This window comes from Sphingomonas natans (genome assembly GCF_030546695.1).
GTDB lineage: Bacteria > Pseudomonadota > Alphaproteobacteria > Sphingomonadales > Sphingomonadaceae > Sphingomonas_I > Sphingomonas_I natans.
Genome location: NZ_JAUOTP010000002.1, coordinates 166,042 through 189,351 on the forward strand (window position 1 = coordinate 166,042; position 23,310 = coordinate 189,351).

Here is a 23,310-nt window from a genome sequence, read left to right on the forward strand (position 1 = left end):
GTGGCGCAGACAGGTTTTTTGAAGGGTTCGGGTTACTACATGAGCGATAACGACAAGCCAAAGCTCGGAATGCGCGCGCCACTCGGCGTGCGCCGCACGGTCGAGACGGGCAAGGTCAAGCAGAGCTTCAGCCACGGCCGTTCGAACACGGTCGTGGTCGAGGTCAAGAAGGCACGCGTCTTTCGCAAGCCCGGCGATCCTGCGCCACTCCCCGAGCCTGAGGTCGAGGCGGTCGTCGTCGAGCAGGCGGCACCAGCGCCAGCGCCCGTAGCGGCACCCGTTGCACCGCCGCGCCCACCGGCGCCGCCCGTCTCCACCCGGCCAATGAGCCCGCTGGAGCGTCGCGAGCAGCAGGACCGCCTGCTGCGCGAGGCCGACGAATCGCGCATGAACGCGCTGGAAGATGCGCGCCGCCGCGAAGAGCGTGCGCGCATCGAGGCGACCGAGGACGAGAAGCGCCGCGCCGAAGAGAAGTTGCGCGCTGCCGACGAGCCTGCCCCTGCGCCCGTAGAGGCGGCCGCTCCTGCCGCGGCGCCGGCTCCGGTTGGGGAAGCACCCGTCGAAGCCGTGGCTGCGGCCCCGCAGGAAGAGGCCGCGCCCAGCACGGCATCGGTGATCCCGCCGCCGCGCCGCTTCACACCCGTCATCGCGCCGAAGCGCCCCGAAATCGTCCGCCCCGCCCGCGGCAAGATCGGCGACGATCGCCGTCAGGCCGGCAAGCTCACCGTCACCCGCGCGCTCGAGGACGAGTCCTCGTCCGGCCGCGCCCGCAGCCTCGCCGCGCTGAAGCGCGCGCGCGAGAAGGAGAAGCGTGCGCATCAGGCGGGCGGTCCCCAGGCCAAGCAGGTCCGCGATGTCGTCGTGCCCGAGGCGATCACCGTCGCCGAACTCGCCAACCGCATGGCCGAGCGCACCGCCGATCTCGTGAAGGCGCTTTTCAAGATGGGCACGCCGGTCACCTCCAATCAGGTGATCGATCAGGATACGGCCGAGCTGATGGTCAGCGAATTCGGCCACAATATCCGCCGCGTCTCCGACAGCGACGTCGACATCCAGGCCGAGACCGATGTCGATGACGACGAGAACCAGCAGCCGCGCGCGCCGGTCGTCACGATCATGGGCCATGTCGATCACGGCAAGACCAGCCTGCTCGATGCGCTGCGCGGCACCGATGTCGCCTCCGGCGAGGCCGGCGGCATCACTCAGCATATCGGCGCCTATATGGTGACCCAGAAGGACGGATCGAAGATCACCTTCCTCGATACGCCGGGCCACGAAGCGTTCAGCGACATGCGCGCGCGCGGCGCCGACGTGACCGACATCGTCGTCCTCGTCGTCGCCGGTGACGATGGCCTGCGCCCGCAGACGATCGAGTCGATCGCGCACATCAAGGCGGCGAACAAGCCGATGATCGTCGCGATCAATAAGATGGATAAGCCGGGCAGCAACGCCCAGAAGATCCGCGAAGCGCTGCTGCAGTACGACGTTCAGGTCGAGGACATGGGCGGCGAGACGCAGGACGTGGAGGTCTCGGCGACCGCCAAGACGGGCCTCGATACGCTGATCGAGAAGATCCAGCTCCAGGCCGAACTGCTCGAACTGACCGCCAACCCCGACCGCGATGCCGAAGGCGTCGTGATCGAGGCGACGCTCGACAAGGGCCGCGGCCCCGTGGCGACGGTCCTCGTCCGCCGCGGCACGCTCAAGACCGGCGACATCTTCGTCGTCGGCGCCGAGAGCGGCAAGGTCCGCGCGCTCGTCGACGACAAGGGCAAGCAGGTGAAGTCGGCCGGCCCGTCCGTGCCGGTCGAGATCCTCGGTTTGTCGGGCGTGCCGCTGTCGGCCGATCCGCTGTCGGTCGTCGAGAACGAGGCGCGTGCGCGCGAAGTCGCGGCGTACCGCGCCAGCGTCATCCAGCAGAAGCGCACGACGACGGCTCCGGCCAGCCTGGAATCGATGTTCTCGGCGTTGCGCGACAAGCAGGCGCAGCAGTTCCCGCTCGTCGTCAAGGCCGATGCGCAGGGTTCGGTCGAGGCGATCGTCGGCTCGCTCAACAAGATCTCGACCGATCTCATCCAGGTCCGGATCCTGAATTCGGGCGTGGGCGGCATCACCGAGAGCGACGTGTCGCTGGCATCGGCCTCCAAGGCGCCGATCATCGGCTTCAACGTCCGCGCCAACGCCAAGGCGCGCGAGATCGCCACGCGGGACGGGGTCGCGCTCAAATATTATGACGTGATCTATGATCTGCTCGACGACATCCGCGCCGCGATGGCCGGCCAACTCGGCCCGGAATATTTCGAGACGGTCGTCGGCCGCGCCGAAGTCCGCGAAGTCTTCTCGGCCGGCAAGCATGGCAAGGCGGCGGGTCTGCTCGTCACCGAGGGCTTCATCAAGAAGGACCTGCGCGCGCGCCTCACCCGCGACGACGTCATCGTCTACAACGGCAAGATCGCCTCGCTGCGTCGCTTCAAGGACGACGTTCCCGAGGTTCGCGCCGGGCTGGAATGCGGTGTCACGTTCGAGGGATCGACCGACATCAAGGCGGGCGATTATCTCGAGACGTTCGAGGTCGAGGAGCGCGAGCGCGTTCTGTAAGGAAGGTCTGCCGGTCGCGGAAAAGCTTCGCGGCCGGCCGTTGCATCGCTCCCCTGGCCTCGCTAAGGGATCGCTCGCTGGTGACGGGGCTGTAGCTCAGATGGGAGAGCGCTGCAATCGCACTGCAGAGGTCTGGGGTTCGATTCCCCACAGCTCCACCAGTATAAATCATTGATTTACTTGACGATTACCGCACGATTGGGCGTGTGCACTTCCTCAGATGAAGTTGTTCGGCCAGATCACGGAGCGCCACATATGCGCCGAGGGTGATCCGTCGAAGCCCAGCCCATCCTCCGGCTCGCGAAAATGGCGACCGATGATGTCCGTGAAGATCTCCGGATCGAAGGCCGGGCCGCTGTCGAAGAAATAGGTGTCGTAAAGCGTGACCAAGCGCGCGCTCATATACCAGCGATGCCCGCGCGCATGTTCGGCATCGCGGCATATGTAATCGGGCGGCAAGAAATCGGCCCCGAAGAACGCGTCGTAACTCGCCGGATAGGCGTAGCCGACGGCCTCATCGGCGAAATAGCGCAATGGCTGGTGATATTGCACCGCCCAGGCGATCTCCGGATCGACATAGGGCGCGATCATCTGCGCGCCCCAATAGCCATGATCGGTGCGGACGAGGCAGCCGTTGGAGATGTCGTGCAGCAGGCAGGCGAGCACGATCTTCTCCTCCATTCCGTCGTCCAGCGCGCGCCTGGCGCTGACCGTCAGGTGGCGGATCACCATGTCCGACATCCGCAGCCGGAGGAAATCGACGAGCCTGGGCCGGTCCGGCATGCGCGGCAGCGCCGGATTGTCGCCCATCATGAAGACGTGCTCGGGATCGAGCTGCCCGAACATCGCCGGCTCGGGATCGGGCACCGACGTTCCGATCCGGCCGATGGGCGCGGGCACGATCATCCGGACGCGCCCGGCCTGCGGAAAGGGATCGTCGTCACACATCGCCGCGTCCTTCATATTGCAATGCGCGTCCGCCTATCAATCGACCGGCAAGTACCGCAGATTGCCGCATCCACCCCCAGATCGGGATAGTGCCGATGAACCTTGCGCCGAGCCGTCGCCAATTGCTCAAGTCCGCTGCCGTCGGCGGCCCTGCCTTGCTCGCATCGTCACAGGCGATCGGCGTCACCATCGGCGCACCAACGTCCCAGCCTGCCCTCGAGCCCCATTCCATTCCCGTCGCCGACCTGCCGAAGCATTTCGACGTCGAGCCCGGCTACCACAATCTCGAAGCCGGCTACTGGAGCATGATGCCGCGCGTCGTCGCCGAGGCCTTCGCAAAAGCCAATGTGGACGTGAACCGTGCCAGTTCGATCTATGCGCGCAACGTGCTGCCTGGCGACGCGACCTGGACGCATGACGGCCGCGCCGCGCAGGCCGCGATCGCGCGCCAGGTCGGCTGCCTGCCCGAGGAAATTGCGGTCACGCGCAGCGGATCGGACGCGCTGCAGATGCTCATCGCCAACTACAAGGGGCTGAAGCCCGGCGACGGCGTGATCTATTGCGACCTGGATTATGACGCGATGATCGGCGCGATGGAGTGGCTCGGCACGCACAAAGGCGCGCAGGTCGTCAGGTTCGCGATGCCCGAGCCGGCCACCACCGCCAACATCCTCGCCGCTTATCACGACGTCCTCACCCGCACCCCCAACGCCAAGCTGCTGCTCGTCACCCAGATTTCGAATCGCACCGGGCTGATCACGCCAGTGCGCGAGATCGTGGCGATGGCGCGGGCGCGCGGGGTCGATACGATCGTGGACGCCGCGCACGGCATCGCTCTGCTCGATGTCCAGATCGACGATTTCGGCGCGGACTTCGTCGGCTGGTCGGTCCACAAATGGACTTCGGCGCCGCTCGGCACCGGCGCGATGTACATCCGCAAGAGCCGGCTTGCCGATATTGAGATCGCGTTCGAGAATGCGCACATCCCCGCCGACAGCATCAATGCGCGCGTTGCCGCCGGCACGATCAACTTCGCCGCTGCGCTGGCGATCCCGACCGCGATCAACTTCCATTTCGCGGTCGGTGCGGCCGCGAAGGAAAAGCATATGCGCGGCCTGCGCGATCGCTGGGTGAGCCAGGTGCGCGACCTCAGGAATGTCGAGATCATGGTTCCCGACGATCCGGCGCGCTACTGCGCAATCACGAGCTTCCGCCTGAAGGGCATGAACAGCGACGAGCGCGCACAGGCCGTGCAGCGCCGCCTGTTCGAAAAGCATCGGGTGCTGACGATCTGGCGGGCCGGAGTCGCCAAAGGCCCGGTGATTCGCGTGACACCGGGTTTCTACAGCACGGCCGCCGACGTCGATGCGTTGGCGAGGGCGCTGCAGGCCGAGCACGCCATGTTCGCCTGATCCTCTAGAAAACTGTGGATCAGTCGGTACGTGCGGCTTGCGCGGACCGGGTGATTCCGCACAGTGCTGCCATGTCCCTCAGTATCGATCTCGGCACCGATCCGTCGGGTGCCCCCGCGCCGATCGATCTGGAGGAATTGCTCGCCACGCGGCTGCTGGTCCAGGGCAATTCGGGCTCGGGCAAGTCGCATCTGCTGCGCCGGCTGCTGGAAGAGAGCGCCGCCTGGGTACAGCAGATCATCATCGATCCCGAGGGCGATTTCGTCTCGCTCGCCGAGCATTTCGACCATCTCGTCGTCGATGCTGCCGACTATAGCGAGGGCGAAATTGCCGGGATCGCCGCGCGGGTGCGCGAGCATCGCGTGTCGATCGTGCTCAATCTCGAAGGCCTCGAGGTCGATGCCCAGCTCCGCTGCGCGGGCGCCTTCCTCAATCGCCTGTTCGATGCGCCGCGCGAGCAATGGTTTCCGGCGATCGTGGTGGTGGACGAGGCGCAGCTGTTCGCGCCGGCCGCGGCGGGCGAGGTCGGCGAGGAAGCGCGGCGCGTCAGCCTCGCGGCGATGACCAACCTCATGTGCCGGGGCCGCAAGCGCGGGCTGGCCGGGATCATCGCGACCCAGCGGCTCGCCAAGCTCGCCAAGAATGTCGCGGCGGAAGCCTCGAACTTCCTGATGGGGCGCACCTTTCTCGACATTGACATGGCGCGCGCCGCCGATCTGCTGGGCATGGAGCGGCGGCAGGCCGAGCAGATCCGCGATCTGGAGCGCGGCCAGTTCCTGGCGCTCGGCCCGGCGGTCTCGCGCCGGCCGCGCTTGATCCGGATCGGCCCGGTGCGGACCGGTACGCGCGGCGGCGGACCGGTGCTGGCTCCCCTGCCCACGCGCACCGGAGAGGAGCGCCAACAATTGCTGTTCGACATGCTGGAGGAAGAGCCGATCGCCAAGGCGCCGCCCGCGCCGGCGGTGCCGATGGAGATGCTGTTCCGCCCGCGCCCGATGGCGATCGCGGCGATGGCGACGGCCGAGCCGGCCGGGCCCGACGACGAGGCGCTCGCCGCCATCTCCGAGGAGATCCTCGCCGAGATGGTGCTGGACGAGGATGCGCTGTCGCGCGGTGGGGCGGCACTCTACCAGGATTTCGCGCTGCGCTGCCGGATGCGCGGCGCCGCGCGCCCGCCGCTGGCAGCGACCGCTTTCGCCCGCGCGCTGGCGCTGGCGCGCGCCGGCATTTCGGCGGCGGAGGCAGAGACCGAGTGGGCCGGCGCAATCGCGCTGGGCGATCGACTGCCCGAGGATCTACTCGGCCTGTTCCTGATGATCGCGCGGGCCGCGCGCGATTCGGCGCCCTGCCCTTCGATCGACGATCTGGCGCGGGTCTATGGCACGCAATCGCTGGGCCGGGTGCGGCGGCTCGTCGGTTATCTGGAAGCGCAGGGGATCATCGCGACGCGGACCGATTTCCGGGGCCGGCGATCGATCGGTATCCCCGAACTCGGCTGGTCGACGGGAATCGAGTGCGAAGCGGGGGAAACGCGCGACGGGCAGGCCGCGTGGACGACGCACTGACACATCACGACGGATCGGTCTCACCCGCCAACGGCAGATAGAGCCAGAAGCTGGCACCGCCCCCCGCATTATTCTCGCAGCCGACCGTGCCGCCGTGCCGCTCGATCACCGTCTGGACGAAGGCGAGGCCAAGGCCGGCGCCGCTCTGGTTGCGCTGGCTGCGATCCTCGGACGTCCTGAACCGCTCGAAGACGCTGCCGATCAGATCGGGCGCGATGCCGGCGCCCTGATCGGCGATCCGGCAAATGAGCATCGGCCGTGCCGCGTCGCCGCGCGGGGACGCGACCGAGCAGAAGACGCGGCCGTTGACCGGGCTGTGCTTCACCGCATTGTTGATGAGATTGACGAGCACGCGGCCGAGCAGGGCGCGATCGCCGCGCACGAGATGCTCGCGATCGTCATAGTCGGTCGTGATGTCGATGCCCGTCCGGTTGGCGAGCGCCCACTGATCGTCCGCCGCCTCGATCAGCAGCGAGGAGAAATCGAGCAATTCGCCGGAATAGGCCGCGGATTCGGCGCGGGCGAGCTGCACATAGGCATCGGCGAGGCTCAGGGTGCGGCGCGCATAGCCGGCGATCCGCCCGCGCACCTCGCGATCGTCGAGCCCCTGATCCAGGAGCGCGAGGATCGAAGCCTGGGGCGAGCGCATGTCGTGCGTGAGAAGCTGCAGTGCTTCCTCGCGCTGGCGCGTGGCCATGCGGATCGCGCTGATATCGGACAGTCGCGCGATCCAGCCGACGCGCTCGCTCTGCGCCGACGCCAATGGCGCGACCGCGACGACGAAGATGCGACCATCGCGCGCGACCAGCTCGCGCTCGCCCGCCTGCGCCAGCGGCACGGGCGCGACTGGCACGCGCGACAGACCATCCAGCAGCGCTTCGATCGTCGGCGCGGTATCGCCTTCCAACGTCGGCCCGAACAGATCGTGCGCGGCCTGGTTGGCGACGAGGACGGTGCCGTCGCGATCGAGCACGAGCGTGGGATCGGGCAGGCTCTGCAGGCTATCCGAGAAGAAGCGCCGCAGATCGCGAACGCGCTCGATAGCGCGTTCGAGGAGGTCGGTCTGCTCGGCGACGGGATCGCCGAACATGAAGGGATTACGCGCGACGCGCGGGGCGCCGGGCAAGACATCCGGCTCCTCGCCCAGCTCCTTCAACTCGCCCGACATGAAGGCGCTCGTTGCCGAGAGGCGCCGCCACGCCCACAGCGGATAGACAATCGCCAGCGCGGCCAGCCCGCCGGTCGGCGGCAGCCAGAAATTGGCGAAGCGCAGCGCGAGCGCGCTGCCCGTAAGCATCCCGCCCATCAGGCTGACGCCGATGATCAGGTTCACGCGCGGCGGCAGGCGCAACAAGGCGACGAGCAGGATCGTCAGCGGCAGCAAGGTGTAAGCGCCGATCATCATGACGCTGGCGGGGTGGATCAGATCGTCGCGGATCAGCCCCTCGACGACATTGCCGAGGATCTCGACCCCCGGCATCGCCGCGGTGCCGCCGCTGGCGGGCACCGGATATTGATCGCCAGAGCCAGCCGCGGTGTTGCCGACGAGTACGATCTTGTCACGGAAGAATTCGGGCGGGACCTCGCCCGCCAGCACGGAGCTGAACGAGATCGTCGGGAAGCGGCCGCCGAGCGCGCCGAAGCGAACCAAAGCGGGTGCCGCGAGCGTGAACTTGCCCTCGGGCAGCGCCGCGCCGCCGTGCCGCCGGAACGGCGCGGAGGGATGGCCGAACGCGGTCTGGTAGAGCGCCTCGGCGAGATGCGGCCACCGCTGGCCGCCGCCGCCCGCGACGAGCCCCGCGCGCCGGACGATGCCGTCGCCATCGAAGGTCACGACCGCCTGCGCGGCGCCATGCGCGGCGGCGGCGATCGGCGCGACCGGCCGCTCGGGATCGAAAGCAGCGCCGTTCGCGCCGGGAATGTCGAACGCGATCGGAAGCAGCACCTTGCCGCTCTCGCGCATCGCCGCGGCGAGATCGGCATCGTCATCGTGCGGCTCGACGAACAGGACGTCGTAGCCGATCGCGGCGGGGCGGGCGGCGGCGAGCGTGCGGATCAGGCTGGCATGGACCGATCGCGGCCAGGGCCAGCCGCCGATCGTGGAGAGGCTCTGCGTGTCAATCGCGACGATCGCGACATGCGGCTCGGTCGTCGCCGGGCTGAAGCGGATCAGGCTATCGTAGAGCAGATTGTCGCCCCGGGCGATCAGGCCCGCGGCGCTGGCGGTCACGACCGTGCCGATCGCGAGGATCGAGACGAACAGCCATTCGAGGAGAAGGCGGCTCCGCACTCCGCTTGGCTCCTACCCCGTCACGCGCCGACCCTATCGACCGCGCCTGCACCCTAACGACCGCTCACTACGAGGCAATCGCGTCTCGATCAGCCGCCGGTTGCAGGCGCCTTGCGACCGAGATCGCCCGGTATCGCGATATGATGATCATAGGGGATATCGGCCGAAAGGCCTTCCAGCCCGTGCACGTCGATCACGGTCGCGCGGATATAGTAAGTCCCGTTGGGGAGCGGCGGCACGACCGCCTGCGGCGTCTTGCTCGTCGTCTCGCTGCGCAGATCGCGGAAATCGGGATCGCCGGCCAGGACGAGGCGATAGGCGAGCGCTTCCTCCACCTTCTGGAACGAGAAGACGAGCGTGCCATCGCGGCGATGCCCCACGGGGCTCAGGATTTCGGGCGGGGGCAGCAAGGCGATCGCCTTGCCCGCGGACTGCTCGTCCGAGCGCGCGCCGAAGCCGGCATCGAGCCCGACGCCGCCATCCTTGCCATCGACGCCGACCGCGCCCTTCAGCACCTCGGCCGTCGCGGCCTTCTGGTCCTCGGAATAGGACACGCGGAAATCGGTGCCGCGCACCGCCGCGACCGAGACCGGCGTGCGGATCTCGAACGACGTGCTGCCGTCCTTGCTGGGCGTGACCTGCGATTCGGTGCGCCCGGCCTCCAGCGCCAGCACGCGCTGGACGCGATTGGAGACGAGGACCTTGCGCAGGCGGACGATCCGGACCGTGCTGAGCGACGGCAGGGTCACCGCGGTACCGTCGGTCAGCTGGAACGCGACCGATGCGTTGGCGCCGGTGGCGATGCGGATCCCCTCGCCGAACACCATGCCGACGCGCGCCGGGCCCTGTTGCCCGACCGAGACCTCGCCGCGAAAGGCGATGATCTTCGCGCTGAGCGTTTCGGTGCGCAGCAGTGCCGCCGGAAGCGCGAGCATGGTGCCGGGGGCCAGCCGCATCGGATCGCCGATGTTGTTGAGCCGCTGCACTTCGGCAGCGGAATTCGGACTGGTCAGATAGGCGGCGGCGATCTTCGGCAGCGTATCGCCTGCGCGCACGCGATAGGCGAAGGGTGCGTTGGTGCTCGCCGCATAAGGCTTGGGCGCCTGCGCGAAGACGGGCGCGGCGAGACCGAGCAGCAGAGCCAGCGCGGGCGCGAATTTCACCATGTCTCTCCCGCGGCCGGATCGATCTTCTCGAGCCGATAGCCATAGCTGTAGACGGGCACGAGCTTGTAGCCGAGCGCCGGGCGGAGCTTCAGCTTCTCGCGGACGCGCGAGACATGCACGTCCAGCGTGCGGGTCAGGAGTTCGGGATCATGACCCCATACCGCATCCATCATGTAAGACCGCGACATCGCCCGATCGAGATTGCGGAACAGCAGCAGGCCGAGTTCGAATTCCTTCGGCGTCAACGCCACCTGATCGCCGCCCAGCGATACACCGCCCGAGCGATGATCGAAGACGTGATTGTCGAACCGTTCGACGTCCTTGGCGGGGGCCGGATAGGAGCGGCGGAGAAGCGCGTTGACGCGTGCGATCAGCTCGCCGCCGCGCACGGGCTTCGCGACATAATCGTCGGCGCCGGCGTCCAGCGCCTGGACGATGTCCGCCTCGTCGGTGCGGCTGGTCAGGAACAAGACGGGCATCGGGCCATCGAGATGCGCGCGCGCCCAGCGCAGGACATCGATCCCGGCGACTTCCGGCACGTTCCAGTCGAGCACCATCATGTCGAATGTCTCGCGCTTCAGGCGCGCGAGCAGCGCCTTTCCGTCCCCAAAACACTGAACGACGTGCCCCGCCGACCGAAGCGTGGACACGACATGTTCGGCAAGCGCCGCATCATCTTCGAGAACGCCGATGCGCATGGGATAGGCCGTGAGCCTCCTGAGGGGACTTGTCTTCTCGCCACTAACCCAGATCGGGTCGTTCGCATAATCGCCGGGCGCATCGGTGCTGCCGGTGCGCAGCAGGGCGGCCGTGATGGGGGAGAAGGCGCCATCGAACGCGTCGCCATTCCGATCCTGAGTCACCATAGCATCCCCTGTACGCACACGATCCTGCGCGCCCGCATGACGGGCACGGCCGATCCGTTCCGCGGCCCGGCCGCGGTCTCCGTTTCGATGTCGATCAGCGGCCGATCATGATCTCGGCAAGACTGACGAAGATCAGCCAGGACGCGATCGCGCTGGCCATGCAGAACAGGAGGCGGCTGGACCGCCGCCATTTCCCGGCCATCTTCGCATCACGCTCGGCGAGATTCAGGAAAAATCCCTGAAAGCGGTGATCGTCGGAGAAGGACTGGGTCGGCATGGATGATTTCCCGGATGACGGGATCATCGATAGGAGGCGCGTTCCCGGCCGACAACACAGCAATCGTAAAGCATTGTTACGTTAACGCCGGGGATCAGCGCCGATTATGAGCGCTCGTCGGCCAGCGCGAGCAGATAGCGGCCATAGCCGGTCTTGGCATAGGTCTCGCCATGGCGGCGGAGCTGGGCGAGATCGATGAAGCCCGCCTCGAACGCGATTTCCTCGAGGCAGGCGATCTGCAGGCCCTGGCGATGCTGGACGGTGCGGACGAATTCGGACGCCTCCAGCAGGCTGTCATGCGTGCCGGTATCGAGCCACGCATCGCCGCGCGTCAGCGGCTCCACATAGAGCTCGCTCATCTCCATATAGAGACGGTTGAGATCGGTGATTTCCAGTTCGCCGCGCGGGGACGGCGTGATTCTCGCGGTGAGATCGCAGACGCGCTCGTCGTAGAAATAAAGCCCGGTCACGGCATGGTGCGACTTCGGGTATTCCGGCTTCTCCTCGATCGAAACCGCCTTGCCATCGGCATCCAGCTCGACGACGCCATAGGCCTTCGGATTGTCGACCCGGTACGAAAAGACGGTCGCCCCCCGCTCGCGCGCGGCGACCTTGCGCAGACGTTGGCCGAGGCCGGCGCCGAAGAAGATATTGTCGCCCAGCACCAGAGCCGCCGGGCCGCCGTTCACGAACGGAGCGCCGATCGTGAAGGCCTGCGCCAGCCCCTCGGGCTTCGGCTGGAGCGCATATTCGATCTGGAGGCCAAGCTGCTCACCGGTTCCGAACAAACGCCGATAATTGTCGAGATATTCAGGCGAGGAGATGATCAAGATCTCGCGGATGCCGGCGAGCATCAGCACCGACATCGGATAATAGATCATCGGCTTGTCGTAGATCGGCAAGAGCTGCTTGTTGACGGCCAAGGTCGCCGGATGGAGCCGCGTGCCGCTGCCGCCCGCCAGAATGATGCCCTTCATGCCGTTACTTCTCCTGAAACCAGGGTATCGACGATCTCGTTGATCGCCTCACGCCAGGGACGGGGCGTGATCCCGTAATCGCGAACGAGCTTGTCGGTAGCGAGACGCGAATTAACCGGCCGGCGCGCCGGCGTCGGATATTCGGCGGTGGTGATGGCCTTCACCGCGGGACTCGGGCCTCCCCGCACGGCGGCCCGCGCGAAGACAGCTTCGGCCAGCCCGTGCCAGCTCGCCTCTCCCGCATTCACGAAATGATAGGTGCCCTTGGGCGCTGCGGGATCCGTCAGCTGGCGATCGAGGATCGCCGCCACGGTCTTGGCAATGTCGAGCGCGGAGGTGGGGCAGCCCACTTGGTCCGCCACCACGCTCAGCTCAGGCCTTTGCGCGCCGACGCGCAACATCGTCTTGATGAAGTTCGCGCCGAACGGGCTGACCACCCAGGCCGTCCGCAGGATCACATGGGCGGGATTGGCGCTGCGGATCGCCTGCTCGCCGCCTTCCTTGGAGGCGCCATAGACGCCGAGCGGAGCGACAGGATCGCCTTCGGCATAGAAACCGGGCTTCGATCCGTCGAAGACGTAATCGGTCGAGAGATGGACGATCGGGATGCTGCGCGCCCTCGTCCCCGCGCCCAGCGCCGCCGGACCGATCGCGTTCGCGCGCCAAGCCGCGACGACATCGCTCTCCGCCTTGTCGACCGCGGTATAGGCGCCGCTGCTGACGACCGCAGCCCAGTCGCGGCTGGTGAGGCATGCCTCGATCGAAGCCGGATCCGACAGATCCAGCTCGGCGCGCGGCGGCATGACGAGCTCGAAGCGATCGCCCGCGATCGCGCGCAGCGCAGTGCCCACCTGCCCCGAACCGCCGGTGACGAGAATAGCTTCGGTCATGCGAACGCCGTTTCACGCGAGAGCAATTCGTCGAAATAGCCGATCGTGTGGACGAGGCCGTCCTTCAATTCGGTCGAAGGCGCCCAGCCGAGCAGCGCGCGCGCCTTGTCGATATCGGGCTGACGCTGCCGCGGATCGTCCTGCGGCAGCGGACGCAGCACCAGTTCGGAGCTACTTCCGACCATCTCAATCACGAGTTCAGCCAGCTGCCGGATCGTGAATTCGGCGGGATTGCCGATGTTGATCGGCCCGGTCACGCCGGTCGGGCTGTTCATCATCCGGATGATACCGTCCACCAGATCGTCGACATAGCAGAAGGAGCGCGTCTGCTTCCCGTCGCCATAGAGCGTGATCGGCTCGTTGCGGAGCGCCTGGACGATAAAGTTGGAGACGACGCGCCCATCGTCCGGCCGCATGCGCGGACCATAGGTGTTAAAGATGCGGACGACCTTGATATCTAAGCCGTGCTGGCGATGATAATCAAAGAAAAGTGTTTCCGCCGCTCTTTTGCCCTCGTCATAGCAGGAACGGGGGCCAATCGGATTGACGCGGCCCCAATATTCCTCGCGCTGGGGATGGACCTCTGGATCGCCATAGACTTCGGACGTCGACGCCTGGATGATCCGCGCGCCTGTCCGCTTGGCGAGGCCGAGCATGTTTATCGCGCCGTGAATGCATGTCTTGATCGTCTGGACCGGATCATACTGGTAATGGATCGGGCTCGCGGGGCAGGCGAAATTGTAGATCTCGTCTACTTCCAGATATAGCGGAAACGTGATGTCGTGACGAATGATCTCGAAGTTCGGATTTGCAAGCAGGTGGGCGACATTTCGGCGGCGACCGGTGAAGAAATTGTCTACGCACAGCACTTCATGCCCCTGCTTAAGCAGGGACTCGCACAGATACGAACCCAAGAAACCACTGCCGCCGCTTACGAGGATGCGCTTGCTCATCCGATGCTCCTACTTGCCTCATCCGCCGCGCGCCGCCGGGTGCGATACTTGCTTCAGTTACCGAGACCGACGCGCTTGACCGCCTGCTGCTCGACGAGCGGGCGCCACCACGTCTCGTTGTCGAGATACCAGGTCACCGTCCGCTCGATGCCGCTCGCGAAGCTTTCCTGCGCCTTCCAGCCGAGTTCGCGCTCCAGCTTGGACGGGTCGATCGCATAGCGATGATCGTGGCCGGGCCGATCGGTCACGTAACCGATCTGCTCTTCATACTTCTTCCCGTCCGCGCGCGGGCGGACGCGATCGAGCGTCTCGCAGATGCTCCTGACGACATCGATGTTGGTCTTCTCGGCGCGGCCGCCGATGATGTAGCTCTCGCCGATCACGCCCTTCTCGAACACGCTCGTCAGCGCGCGCGCATGATCCTCGACGAACAGCCAGTCGCGCACGTTGAGGCCCTTGCCGTAAACCGGCAGGGTCTCGTCCGCGAGCGCCTTCAGGATCACCAGCGGGATCAATTTCTCGGGATAATGATACGGGCCGTAATTGTTCGAGCAATTGGTGACGATCACCGGCAGGCCGTACGTATCGTGCCAGGCGCGGACGAGATGGTCCGACGAGGCCTTCGACGCCGAATAAGGCGAATGCGGATCGTAGGGCGTCTCTTCGGTGAAGAAGCCGTCGTCGGCGAGCGTGCCGAACACCTCGTCGGTCGAGATATGGTGAAAGCGGAAGACCGCTTTTTCCTCGTCGTCCAGCCCCTTCCAGTAATCCAGCGCGGCCGACAGCATCGAGAAGGTGCCGACGATGTTGGTCTGGATGAACTCGGCCGGCCCATCGATCGAGCGATCGACATGGCTCTCCGCAGCGAGATGCGTGATCACCTGCGGACGGAACTCGGCGATCGCCGCCGTCATTGCCGCGGTATCGCAAATGTCACCCTGCAGGAACGCATAGCGCGGGCTGTTCGCGATCGGATCGAGGCTCGCGAGATTGCCCGCATAGGTGAGCTTGTCGACGTTGAGCACCTCATGCGCGGTATCGCGGATCAGGTGCCGGACGAGCGCCGAACCGATGAAGCCGGCACCGCCGGTCACGAGGATGCGAAGCGAGTGAGGGGCGTCGGTCATGCGTCGATCGGCTCCAGGGGTATGCCATCATAATCGAAGGGGCTGTCGAGTTCGGCCAGCGTCGGCGCGATCTTGTCCTTAGCGGACAGGACCGGCTCGCCGGACAGCGGCCACGGCAAGGCGACGGTGGGATCGTTCCAGATCAGCGCGCCTTCCGCGCCGGGCGCGTAAAGGCCGCTGCACTTATATTCGACTTCGGTGTTCGGCTCGAGCGTGACGAAGCCGTGCGCGAAGCCGATCGGGACGAACAATTGCCAGCCATTCTCGGCCGAAAGCTCGGCGCCGACCCACTGCCCCCAAGTCGGCGATCCCTTGCGGACATCGACGGCGACGTCCCAGATCCGGCCACGCACGCAGCGGACCAGCTTGTCCTGCCCGTAAGAGGGCGCCTGGAAATGGAGGCCGCGCAGTGTGCCGACCTCGGCCGACATCGAATGATTGTCCTGCACGAAGGTGGCGCCGATGCCGAGCCCGGGATAGCGATCCGCATTGTAGGTTTCGACGAACCAGCCGCGCTCGTCGCCGAACCGCTTTGGCTTAATCAACTTGACCGGCATCGTGCCTCCCTGCGCCCACGAGCCCCGCTTAGCGCCGCATTCCCGACAAACAAAGCAACAAACAGTTGACCCAGCATCCGTGCGGCGCGAAGCGCTTCCCAGAACAATATCATGACCGTGCTCCGCCGACTTCTCCTGCCATGGTGGGCCCTCCAGCTCGCGACGAGCGCCAAATCGTTCTGCGACAATCCGCTCATCGGCTCCCCCAGGCTCAATGCGCGCGGGCTGCACATCGCGCGCGTCCGGTTGGCGGCACGAATGGCAGCGGCGCGGCGGCGGCGGCTTGCCCGGTTCGTCCCACCCGATCTTGCCGTCGCTTTTGATCGCGATGGCTTTGTCCTGATCTCCGACTTTCTCGCGCCGGACGCCTTCGCGGCGCTGCGGGAGCAGGCGCTCGCGGCCGCCCTGCCGGCGCGAGAGGTGATCCAGGGCGATACGGTCACTCGCCGCATCGGCATGGATTCGGAAGCGCTTGCCGCCATCCCTATGGCACGCGTGCTGCTGCAAGATCGACGCTGGCGTGGACTGATCCACTATGTGGGCAGCTATGCCAGCGAACCGCTGACATACATTCAGTCGATCCTCTCGCACCGCCACGATGCGCCGCCCGATCCCCAGGAGGCGCTCCATGCAGACACGTTTCATGCGACCGTAAAGGCGTGGTACTTCCTGACGGACGTCGCCGCCGACGAGGGCCCCTTCACGTACGTGCCCGGCTCGCACCGCCTGACGCCCGAGCGGATCGCGTGGGAGCAAGGACGCAGCGTGCGTGCATCAGTCGGAGACATCGACCGCCTCTCGGCGCGGGGGTCGCTCCGCGTCGAAGCAGCCGAGTTGCCCGGTCTCGGCCTGCCGCCGCCTCGCGCCTTCGCAGTTCCGGCCAATACGTTGATCGTGGCCGACACACACGGCTTTCATGCACGAGGGCCGTCGGTGCGACCATCAACCCGCGTCGAGATCTGGGCCTACGGTCGGCGCAACCCCTTTCTCCCATGGACGGGCTTCGATCCGCTGGGCATGCCCGGTATCGCCGAACGCCGAATCCCTTTTTATTGGAAGGCGATGAACTTGCTCGCGCGTTGGACTCCGCAACCTTGGGCCGATGTGGGGCGCAAGCGGCCAGCCGACGAATGAGTTGCGCGCCGACGCCGCTGCTACGTTCCCCGCCCTTTCCTTGGGTGAAGCCGCACATCGCCGCCGTCAGCCGTTCCACCCCATCGGCAGGCGCAGCACCCGATAACGCCAGGGTGGATCGGCTGCTTCATCTGATCCGCGAAGCACGGGTCGGCGGCGCTTTTTGGCAACCGCCAGCCCATTCCATTCAACCGGGTACCCTGGTGATCCAAGCCACGAGCGAGAGCGCCGCGCGGCACCTGCTCGCCGATGCGGGCAGAAGCCCGGCTATACTACTGTGTGGACCGACCAGCGCAAAGGCGTGGGATCTGTCCGTGTCACAGATGATCGACGACTCAACCGATCCGTGGAGCCTGCTCCGCCCGGGTGTCCGACTGGCAGCGGAAAGCAAAGAGTGGCGCCTGCTGGGCTGCCTTGCCGGATCGGAGATCGTCGGCGAAGCGCCGACGAACGCGATGATCGCCGACGCACTGCTCGGCAGCGTCGCCTATCGCGATCCATTCACTGGCCAGCCAACCAGCGCCGAAGCGACGGTCGCGCTCCTCGCCTTCTGGCGCGCGACGCTCGACGCCAATCGGGCAATCGGGGCCTGCTCGGGCATGGCATGGTGGAAGAAGGCGCGGATCGGCGAATTCCTGTGGACGGGGCGGCGACGCCCGCTCGTCTTCGCCAACCGTGACGAGTGCGGCGTGGCGGCGGCCGCCCCTGTTGGGGCCCTCGCCGTCTGGCCTTCACGGGTGACGCCGGACCTGCTCGCCAAAGCGGATGCGGCGGGCGTGCCGCTTGTCCGGATCGAGGATGGCTTCATCCGTTCGGTCGGCCTTGGCGCCGATCTGCTGCCTCCGTACTCCATCGTCGTCGATGCGGGCGGACTGTATTACGATCCCGGACCGGAAAGCGATCTCGAAAAGTTGTTGCTTACGTCCGAAATGCCGCCGATTCTGCTCGAACGAGCAAAGCGCATCACAACGCTTATCGTCGAGCGCGGCATCAGCAAATATGGGAGCGTTCCTCCGGCTGCGGCGCCGCCGCACACTCGCCGCACCGTGCTGGTCGTCGGTCAAGTCGAGGACGATCTTTCGGTTAAGAAGGCTGGGGGAGACGTTGCCGGGAACCTCGATCTGCTCCGTCGGGCGCGCGAAGCCGAGCCCGGTGCGCTGATCTTGTTCAAGCCGCATCCCGATGTCGATGCGGGCCATCGGGTCGGTCGGGTGCCAGATACCGAGGCGCTCGCCTTCGCCGACGAGATCGCGCGCGCCGAACCGACGCAGTTGCTCCTCGCGCGGGTCGATGCCGTTCACGTCCTCACTTCGCTGGTCGGTTTCGAGGCGCTCCTGCGGGGCCTGGAAACGCACGTTCACGGCCGCCCCTTCTACGCCGGCTGGGGCCTGACTCGCGATCATGGCTCGCCCTTCCCTCGCCGCGTCCGAAAACGCACGCTCATCGAACTAGCGGCTGCGGCGCTGATCCTTTATCCACGTTATCAGGATCCGGTAACCGCCTTACCCTGCCCGCCGGAGGTTTTGCTCGACCGCTTTGGTGCAGGGTGGAAGCCACGGCGGAGCATCATAGTCTCTCTCCGCCGACTTCACGGAAAGATCGCAAAGCTGATGGGGCGCGCAACGAGTTGAAAGTGTCTTATAGACCGAACGCGACCGCGACACCTTGATTGGGCGAAAACAGGCGATGTATTTATTTGAACCATCCCCTGGGATCTGGACAGTGGACAATGGGAACTTCTAGACGCTTTAGGCGCGACCGATCGATTGAACGATTTTTCTGCAGAGAAGGATTCCGATGTTTAATAGTGAACTGGGAGAAGTGCGCGACATCGGAGGCCTTGACGGCTTTGTCACGCACTCGGACGGCTTCGGCTGCGCGATGTTCGGCCCTTACACCTGGCTGCCCCAGGGCCGCTACAAGGTAATATTCAGTCTCGCGATGGCTGGCCCGCCAGTCGATGCATCTCGTTCAAGCGTCCTGATTGATGTCGTCACATCGGGGGGCACGGTAACTTTGGGCAACGACTCGATTGCACCGGGCGACCTCTCCAATACGTTCCGGACATTCGAAATAGAGGTAGCCATTCTAGAATATCGGCAGCTCGAGTTTAGAGTTCACGTTCCGGCAAATGGTTCAATCATGATATTGGCCGCTCGTTACGAGAAAATTGCAGACTATTCGAATGTTGATGTCGATGTTTACGGCATATCTCAAGACCCTTTCATGCTGGGGCATCAAGTTCGGCGCGTACTTCGGTTACTCCAACCGGCGCGCGCTATCGGCTATGACAAGGTTCGGCTCGGCAATATCGGAGATGGTGGGTACATCTGCCTGGACGATTTTGCCGACATCGACACCGCCTTTTCTTTCGGCATAAATGATGATGTGAGCTGGGATCGTGACGCAGCCGATCGGGGACTGACAATCTATCAATTTGATCATACCGTCGATGACCCCATGCCAAGCGATGATCGGTTCGTTTTCGAGAAGAAGATGATCGCGCCAGATCGCGGTCCCGATCGGGAGACGATTTCGGACCTGGTAAAGCATCACGACCGGGGTAATAAAAAACCCAATATCTTCCTGAAAATGGATATCGAAAACGCGGAGTGGAATGCCATCTTGGCGACCGATCGAGCTGAGCTTAGCCGGTTCTCGCAGATCGTATGTGAATTGCACTATTTCCAGGGCTTGTCAGACCCTGCACATCGCGGCGCCGTGTTCGAAGCGCTTAATAAAATACATCAAGATTATGCAGTTGTTCATATACATGCCAATAATTATGCTGGATGGTGTGATCTGGCTAACATAATCACACCCTGTGTTTTGGAAGTCACGTTCGCTAATCGCGCACTGTACCATTTTGAAGACACCGACGAGCTTTTCCCGACGGCGCTGGATGCAAGCTGCGACCCTGGCAAGGCGGACATGTTCCTAGGCAGCTTCCGCTTCTGAGATCCAAAGCTCGGCATCACGCATCACACTTAGGAAAGCGTGATGATCGACCAGTCGCTTCAGCGGAGCTGTGGGCGGCAGGTTGATTCACGCCGCCGGCACGAACTGTTTGTCGCTCCCGTCGAACCGCTTTCAGTGTCCGCGCGGCCTCCGGCAACGTTGCTGCGATCGTATCCGGCAGCACGCTGAAGCGTGATCAGCGGGCCGGATCAACCCCGCCGAATGGCGACGTTTCGAACTTCTGGCACAACTGCCAGTAGCCTCATCCAGCACTGTCGTGGCCGCCGGCCGTATCGAGGATCCCGTCCCCGGGAATATTGCCAGGAGGGCGGCTGCGGCGTCCATCCTACCGGCAGCGCGGTGCGAACCATGTCCGCGGCATAACATTTCTGCGCCACGATGGCGCGTTCCCGACATCATCGCGATCACCCTTCGGCCCTCGATATGTGTCTGGTTTGTGTCTACAATCTCGCGACGGTCCGTGTCACGACTTGGGAGAGGATTGTGGCAGAATACGATTATCCGGGCTCAAGCCCCACCTATGGCGTTACCGTGGAAAGCGGCGACGTGATGAGGATATTGTCCAACGGTTATGCATCGTCGATCACGATCAACCAGGGCGGGATCCAGTACATACAAGGCGGCGATGCTCTTGGCGTGACGGTGAATAGCGGCGGGGCCGCGCAGGTCGATTCAGGCCACGCCTCAAGCGTTACTATCAACACCGGCGGTGTTGTGCACGTCGATGGCGGGCGGATCGACAATCCCTATATAAACGGAGGAACTCTGTATGTAGGCGCCGGCGCGACGGAAGCGCAGGCGAACGTTGCGCACGGGGGCACAGAGTATTTAGGCGGCAGCACGATCGCTGCGACGGCATATGACGGGGGGCGCATTGTCCTTGATCAGCCCGGCTATCAGGGCGACACGGTTACGACCGCCAGCCTGACACCCAATTATATCGGATTGCTTACGATCAACGGTGGGGGAACGCTGGAGATCAAGAATGGGGTTACCTCGGGGCTTTACCTCCAAGGGGGGAACGTCGTCATCGATCCGGTGCGGTATGACAGCTCGGTGACGGGTAGTTACGATCGGCAGATTGGCATTCTTACGATCCAGGGAAGCACAGCGTCGTACCGACTACATGTTTTCGACCAGCAGAATCTCGGATTCAGCCTGTCTGCCGATCCATCCGGTGCGGTAAGCGTCGCTGCCGTGCAACGGCCGGTCTGTTTCTTACCCGGCACCCGCATTGCCACCTCGACCGGGTACATCGCGGTCGAAGCAATTGTCCCTGGACAGTTCGTCCGCACCAGCGACGGCCGCGATCGCCGCGTGGTCTGGGTAGGGGGCGGACATGTCTCAGGGAGGGACACCGATCATCCGATTATCGTTCGGCGTGGAGCGTTCGGCGACGGGGCCCCCTTCGCAGATCTCAGTGTGACTTCAGGCCACTCGTTCCTGGTCGATGGGCTGCTCATCCCTATTGGCCAATTAGTGAACGGCACGTCCATCGCACGGCAGCGCGAGATCACGTCTTATGAATATTTTCACGTCCAGCTCGAGCAGCATGCAATCCTGCTCGCCAATGGCGCCGAGGCCGAAAGCTATCGTGATGATGGCAATCGCCGCGCATTTGCGTGGAATGCCGGCGATCTGGAAGCAGACAACACGCCGTTCGCCCCGATTGTCTGCGACGGACCGTCCGTCGATTCGATATGGCAGCGCTTGGCCGCAAGAGCGGGTCTAACTTGGGATCGGCTGGATAGTGATCCCGATCTACACGTCATCGTCGGCGGTCAGCGCATTGCCCCCTCTCGCCAGCATGATGACACTTATCTTTTCGAGATCGAGGCGTGTGGCGAGATGATTCTTGCGTCAAAGTCCGTCATTCCTGCCGAGATTGGCATGTGCAGGGATCACCGGAGGCTCGGCGTCGCGATCCGCCGCTACTGGATCGAGGATGCGACGAGCCGAGACATGGTCCCGTTTCACTCCTCGGCGCTGACCAATGGCTTCTACGCTCCTGAAGAGAAAGACGGGATCCGATGGACGGACGGCTCCGCTGCGTTGCCGGCGCATGAGCGGCAGCAAGGCCGCCGCGTGACCCTAGGCGTCGAATTGGGCTGTCGCGCGCGCTATTTCTAGCGGTGCGTCAATTGATTGGGCGACACCGCGCCAACGGCTGCCCCTGTTATTTTAACGCCGATGTGTGTCCACCTGTGAGATTGGCCATCTTGCAGATGGACGCCGCGTGTCATCGTCGGCGTCTTAAATTCGCCGAAGCAGGACTCCCTGTTGATAGCCAAGCCCGATCAGGTCATCGTTGCTGACACGCTGAGGCACACCCGACGAAAGAACAAACGGCTCGAGACCCATAGCCGAAATGTCGCGGACGAACGCGGCGATATCGAAGCCGGCCAGACGGATCTGGTCGGGCGCCCATTCCATGACGATCTGGAGTTGTGGGTTGGCCGTGATTGTTGCCCGTGCGCCCGCCAGCGCGAGAGGCTCGGCGCCTTCGACATCGATCTTCATAAAATCGACCCGCCCAGAGAGATGATCGAGCAAGCCGTCGATACGGATCATCGACACCTGGAATGCTTCCTCAGGCGGTTCACGCATTTCACGCGTGAACTCGTCGCCGCATGCCGCCACGCTCGTATTGCCGGCTCGCCCCACGCGATGAAACAGTGTCAACTCGCCTTCGCGGTCGCTCGCAGCGACGTTCCATACCGCGCTCCGTTCATGCAACGCATTAATAAGAATGTTGTCGGCGGCCAGTGCGTGCACGAAAGGATTGGGTTCTAGGGCAATCACTTTTCCATCAAGTGCGTACTTGGCCATGAGGCAGGTGAAGTAGCCCAGGTTCGCGCCGACATCGATGCAATGGCTGTCGGGCTTGATCTCGCGCACAAAAAAAGAAGTGAGGTCGGGCTCGTAACGGCCTTCTGCAATCAGCCAGGGGCTAATGAGCTTGTCGTCGGCGTGAACGTATAAAATAAAGATGTGCACACCGGCGATGATTCGGAGGAGCACGCGATTATTGCCGACGTACGTGGCACTACTGCCGAGGCTGATGTGATCCAGACGCGCGACGATGTCATGCAGCCGCTGAAGCCGGCGTTCCGCCCTCACGCTTGGGAACAGCCCCCCTGCCTTCCGGACGACCGAACGCAATGTCAAAACCAAAGGCCCTACCCTTCCCAGCGGTTTAGTACTTCAGAACGGTTCAAGCTCGCATTATTTGACTAATCAGCGGCGCGGGCAGAGAAATGCCATAAACTGGCTCGGACCCGCCTAGCAACTCCTTCATACCCTTTGCTGCGGTATTGCCAAATGGCACGCCCGTGGCACCGATAGGCTCGCCCACCGCTGGATAGCGGAACGACTCTTGCGCAATCCCGCATCACGGCGCCAGCGCTCACGATGCGGCTGTTTAGCTGATTGCGGATCACCACTGCGCCTCTTCAATATCGCCGCCCACGCTCTGCGGAGCTTCCACTTAGTCCAGCTTGGCTTTGACGATGTGGTCGTTGCTACTTTCGCCGCCGCAAGGCGGACGAAAGGGCACTGCCCGTGTGCTCAG

18 protein-coding genes and 1 tRNA gene are annotated in these 23,310 nt (G+C 64.4%); 8 read left to right on the top strand and 11 right to left on the bottom strand.

The window, feature by feature from the left end:
- The first annotated feature begins 39 nt into the window (after nucleotides 1-39).
- Together infB and Q4F19_RS04485 are read left to right on the top strand one after the other, a co-directional pair.
- Nucleotides 40-2,598, top strand: a complete 2,559-nt coding sequence (infB, locus tag Q4F19_RS04480; RefSeq protein ID WP_303540235.1) for a translation initiation factor IF-2 — start codon at nucleotides 40-42, stop codon at nucleotides 2,596-2,598.
- 85 nt (nucleotides 2,599-2,683) lie between these two features.
- Nucleotides 2,684-2,759 (top strand) — tRNA-Ala (locus Q4F19_RS04485).
- A gap of 55 nt (nucleotides 2,760-2,814) precedes the next feature.
- Here Q4F19_RS04485 and Q4F19_RS04490 read toward each other — a convergent pair.
- Nucleotides 2,815-3,546 (bottom strand): HD domain-containing protein, encoded by a 732-nt coding sequence (locus tag Q4F19_RS04490; protein ID WP_303540237.1) that lies wholly within the window; start codon nucleotides 3,544-3,546, stop codon nucleotides 2,815-2,817.
- 95 nt (nucleotides 3,547-3,641) lie between these two features.
- Here Q4F19_RS04490 and Q4F19_RS04495 point away from each other — a divergent pair, with 95 nt between their 5' ends.
- Both Q4F19_RS04495 and Q4F19_RS04500 read left to right on the top strand, forming a co-directional pair.
- Entirely contained in the window at nucleotides 3,642-4,958 is a 1,317-nt protein-coding gene (locus tag Q4F19_RS04495; RefSeq protein ID WP_303540239.1) for an aminotransferase class V-fold PLP-dependent enzyme, read from the top strand.
- Nucleotides 4,959-5,029: 71 nt separating this feature from the next.
- A complete protein-coding gene (locus tag Q4F19_RS04500; RefSeq protein ID WP_303540241.1) occupies nucleotides 5,030-6,523 on the top strand; it encodes an ATP-binding protein in 1,494 nt (497 codons plus the stop codon).
- A gap of 4 nt (nucleotides 6,524-6,527) precedes the next feature.
- Here Q4F19_RS04500 and Q4F19_RS04505 read toward each other — a convergent pair whose 3' ends face one another.
- From Q4F19_RS04505 to rfbC, 9 genes are all read right to left on the bottom strand, one after another.
- Complete coding sequence (locus tag Q4F19_RS04505; RefSeq protein WP_303540243.1) at nucleotides 6,528-8,813, bottom strand: CHASE2 domain-containing protein; 2,286 nt, start codon at nucleotides 8,811-8,813, stop codon at nucleotides 6,528-6,530.
- An 89-nt stretch (nucleotides 8,814-8,902) separates the two neighbouring features.
- Complete coding sequence (locus tag Q4F19_RS04510) at nucleotides 8,903-9,979, bottom strand: FecR domain-containing protein (protein ID WP_303540245.1); 1,077 nt, start codon at nucleotides 9,977-9,979, stop codon at nucleotides 8,903-8,905.
- A complete protein-coding gene (locus tag Q4F19_RS04515) occupies nucleotides 9,973-10,842 on the bottom strand; it encodes a response regulator transcription factor (RefSeq protein WP_303540247.1) in 870 nt (289 codons plus the stop codon). Before Q4F19_RS04515 ends, Q4F19_RS04510 begins: the two co-directional genes overlap by 7 nt.
- A gap of 97 nt (nucleotides 10,843-10,939) precedes the next feature.
- Nucleotides 10,940-11,122, bottom strand: coding sequence for a hypothetical protein (locus Q4F19_RS04520; RefSeq protein WP_303540249.1), 183 nt, complete (start codon nucleotides 11,120-11,122; stop codon nucleotides 10,940-10,942).
- Between the two features lie 104 nt (nucleotides 11,123-11,226).
- Entirely contained in the window at nucleotides 11,227-12,099 is an 873-nt protein-coding gene (gene rfbA / locus Q4F19_RS04525) for a glucose-1-phosphate thymidylyltransferase RfbA (RefSeq protein WP_303540252.1), read from the bottom strand.
- Entirely contained in the window at nucleotides 12,096-12,989 is an 894-nt protein-coding gene (gene rfbD, locus Q4F19_RS04530; RefSeq protein WP_303540254.1) for a dTDP-4-dehydrorhamnose reductase, read from the bottom strand. Before rfbD ends, rfbA begins: the two co-directional genes overlap by 4 nt.
- Nucleotides 12,986-13,942, bottom strand: a complete 957-nt coding sequence (locus Q4F19_RS04535) for a UDP-glucuronic acid decarboxylase family protein (protein WP_303540256.1) — start codon at nucleotides 13,940-13,942, stop codon at nucleotides 12,986-12,988. Before Q4F19_RS04535 ends, rfbD begins: the two co-directional genes overlap by 4 nt.
- Nucleotides 13,943-13,995: 53 nt before the next feature.
- Nucleotides 13,996-15,069, bottom strand: a complete 1,074-nt coding sequence (rfbB, locus tag Q4F19_RS04540; RefSeq protein WP_303540258.1) for a dTDP-glucose 4,6-dehydratase — start codon at nucleotides 15,067-15,069, stop codon at nucleotides 13,996-13,998.
- Nucleotides 15,066-15,626, bottom strand: a complete 561-nt coding sequence (rfbC, locus tag Q4F19_RS04545; RefSeq protein ID WP_303540259.1) for a dTDP-4-dehydrorhamnose 3,5-epimerase — start codon at nucleotides 15,624-15,626, stop codon at nucleotides 15,066-15,068. The genes rfbB and rfbC overlap by 4 nt, the downstream gene beginning before the upstream one ends.
- 111 nt (nucleotides 15,627-15,737) lie before the next feature.
- Here rfbC and Q4F19_RS04550 point away from each other — a divergent pair, with 111 nt between their 5' ends.
- From Q4F19_RS04550 to Q4F19_RS04565, 4 genes are all read left to right on the top strand, one after another.
- Nucleotides 15,738-16,760 (top strand): phytanoyl-CoA dioxygenase family protein, encoded by a 1,023-nt coding sequence (locus Q4F19_RS04550; RefSeq protein ID WP_303540261.1) that lies wholly within the window; start codon nucleotides 15,738-15,740, stop codon nucleotides 16,758-16,760.
- A gap of 599 nt (nucleotides 16,761-17,359) precedes the next feature.
- Nucleotides 17,360-18,391: a capsular polysaccharide export protein, LipB/KpsS family gene (locus Q4F19_RS21420; RefSeq protein ID WP_431312373.1), complete on the top strand. Its 1,032-nt coding sequence runs from the start codon at nucleotides 17,360-17,362 to the stop codon at nucleotides 18,389-18,391.
- A gap of 166 nt (nucleotides 18,392-18,557) precedes the next feature.
- Entirely contained in the window at nucleotides 18,558-19,718 is a 1,161-nt protein-coding gene (locus Q4F19_RS04560; protein WP_303540263.1) for an FkbM family methyltransferase, read from the top strand.
- A 504-nt stretch (nucleotides 19,719-20,222) separates the two neighbouring features.
- Nucleotides 20,223-21,869 (top strand): Hint domain-containing protein, encoded by a 1,647-nt coding sequence (locus Q4F19_RS04565; RefSeq protein WP_303540265.1) that lies wholly within the window; start codon nucleotides 20,223-20,225, stop codon nucleotides 21,867-21,869.
- Nucleotides 21,870-21,992: 123 nt separating this feature from the next.
- Here Q4F19_RS04565 and Q4F19_RS04570 read toward each other — a convergent pair whose 3' ends face one another.
- A complete protein-coding gene (locus Q4F19_RS04570; protein WP_303540267.1) occupies nucleotides 21,993-22,859 on the bottom strand; it encodes an FkbM family methyltransferase in 867 nt (288 codons plus the stop codon).
- Nucleotides 22,860-23,310: the final 451 nt, after the last annotated feature.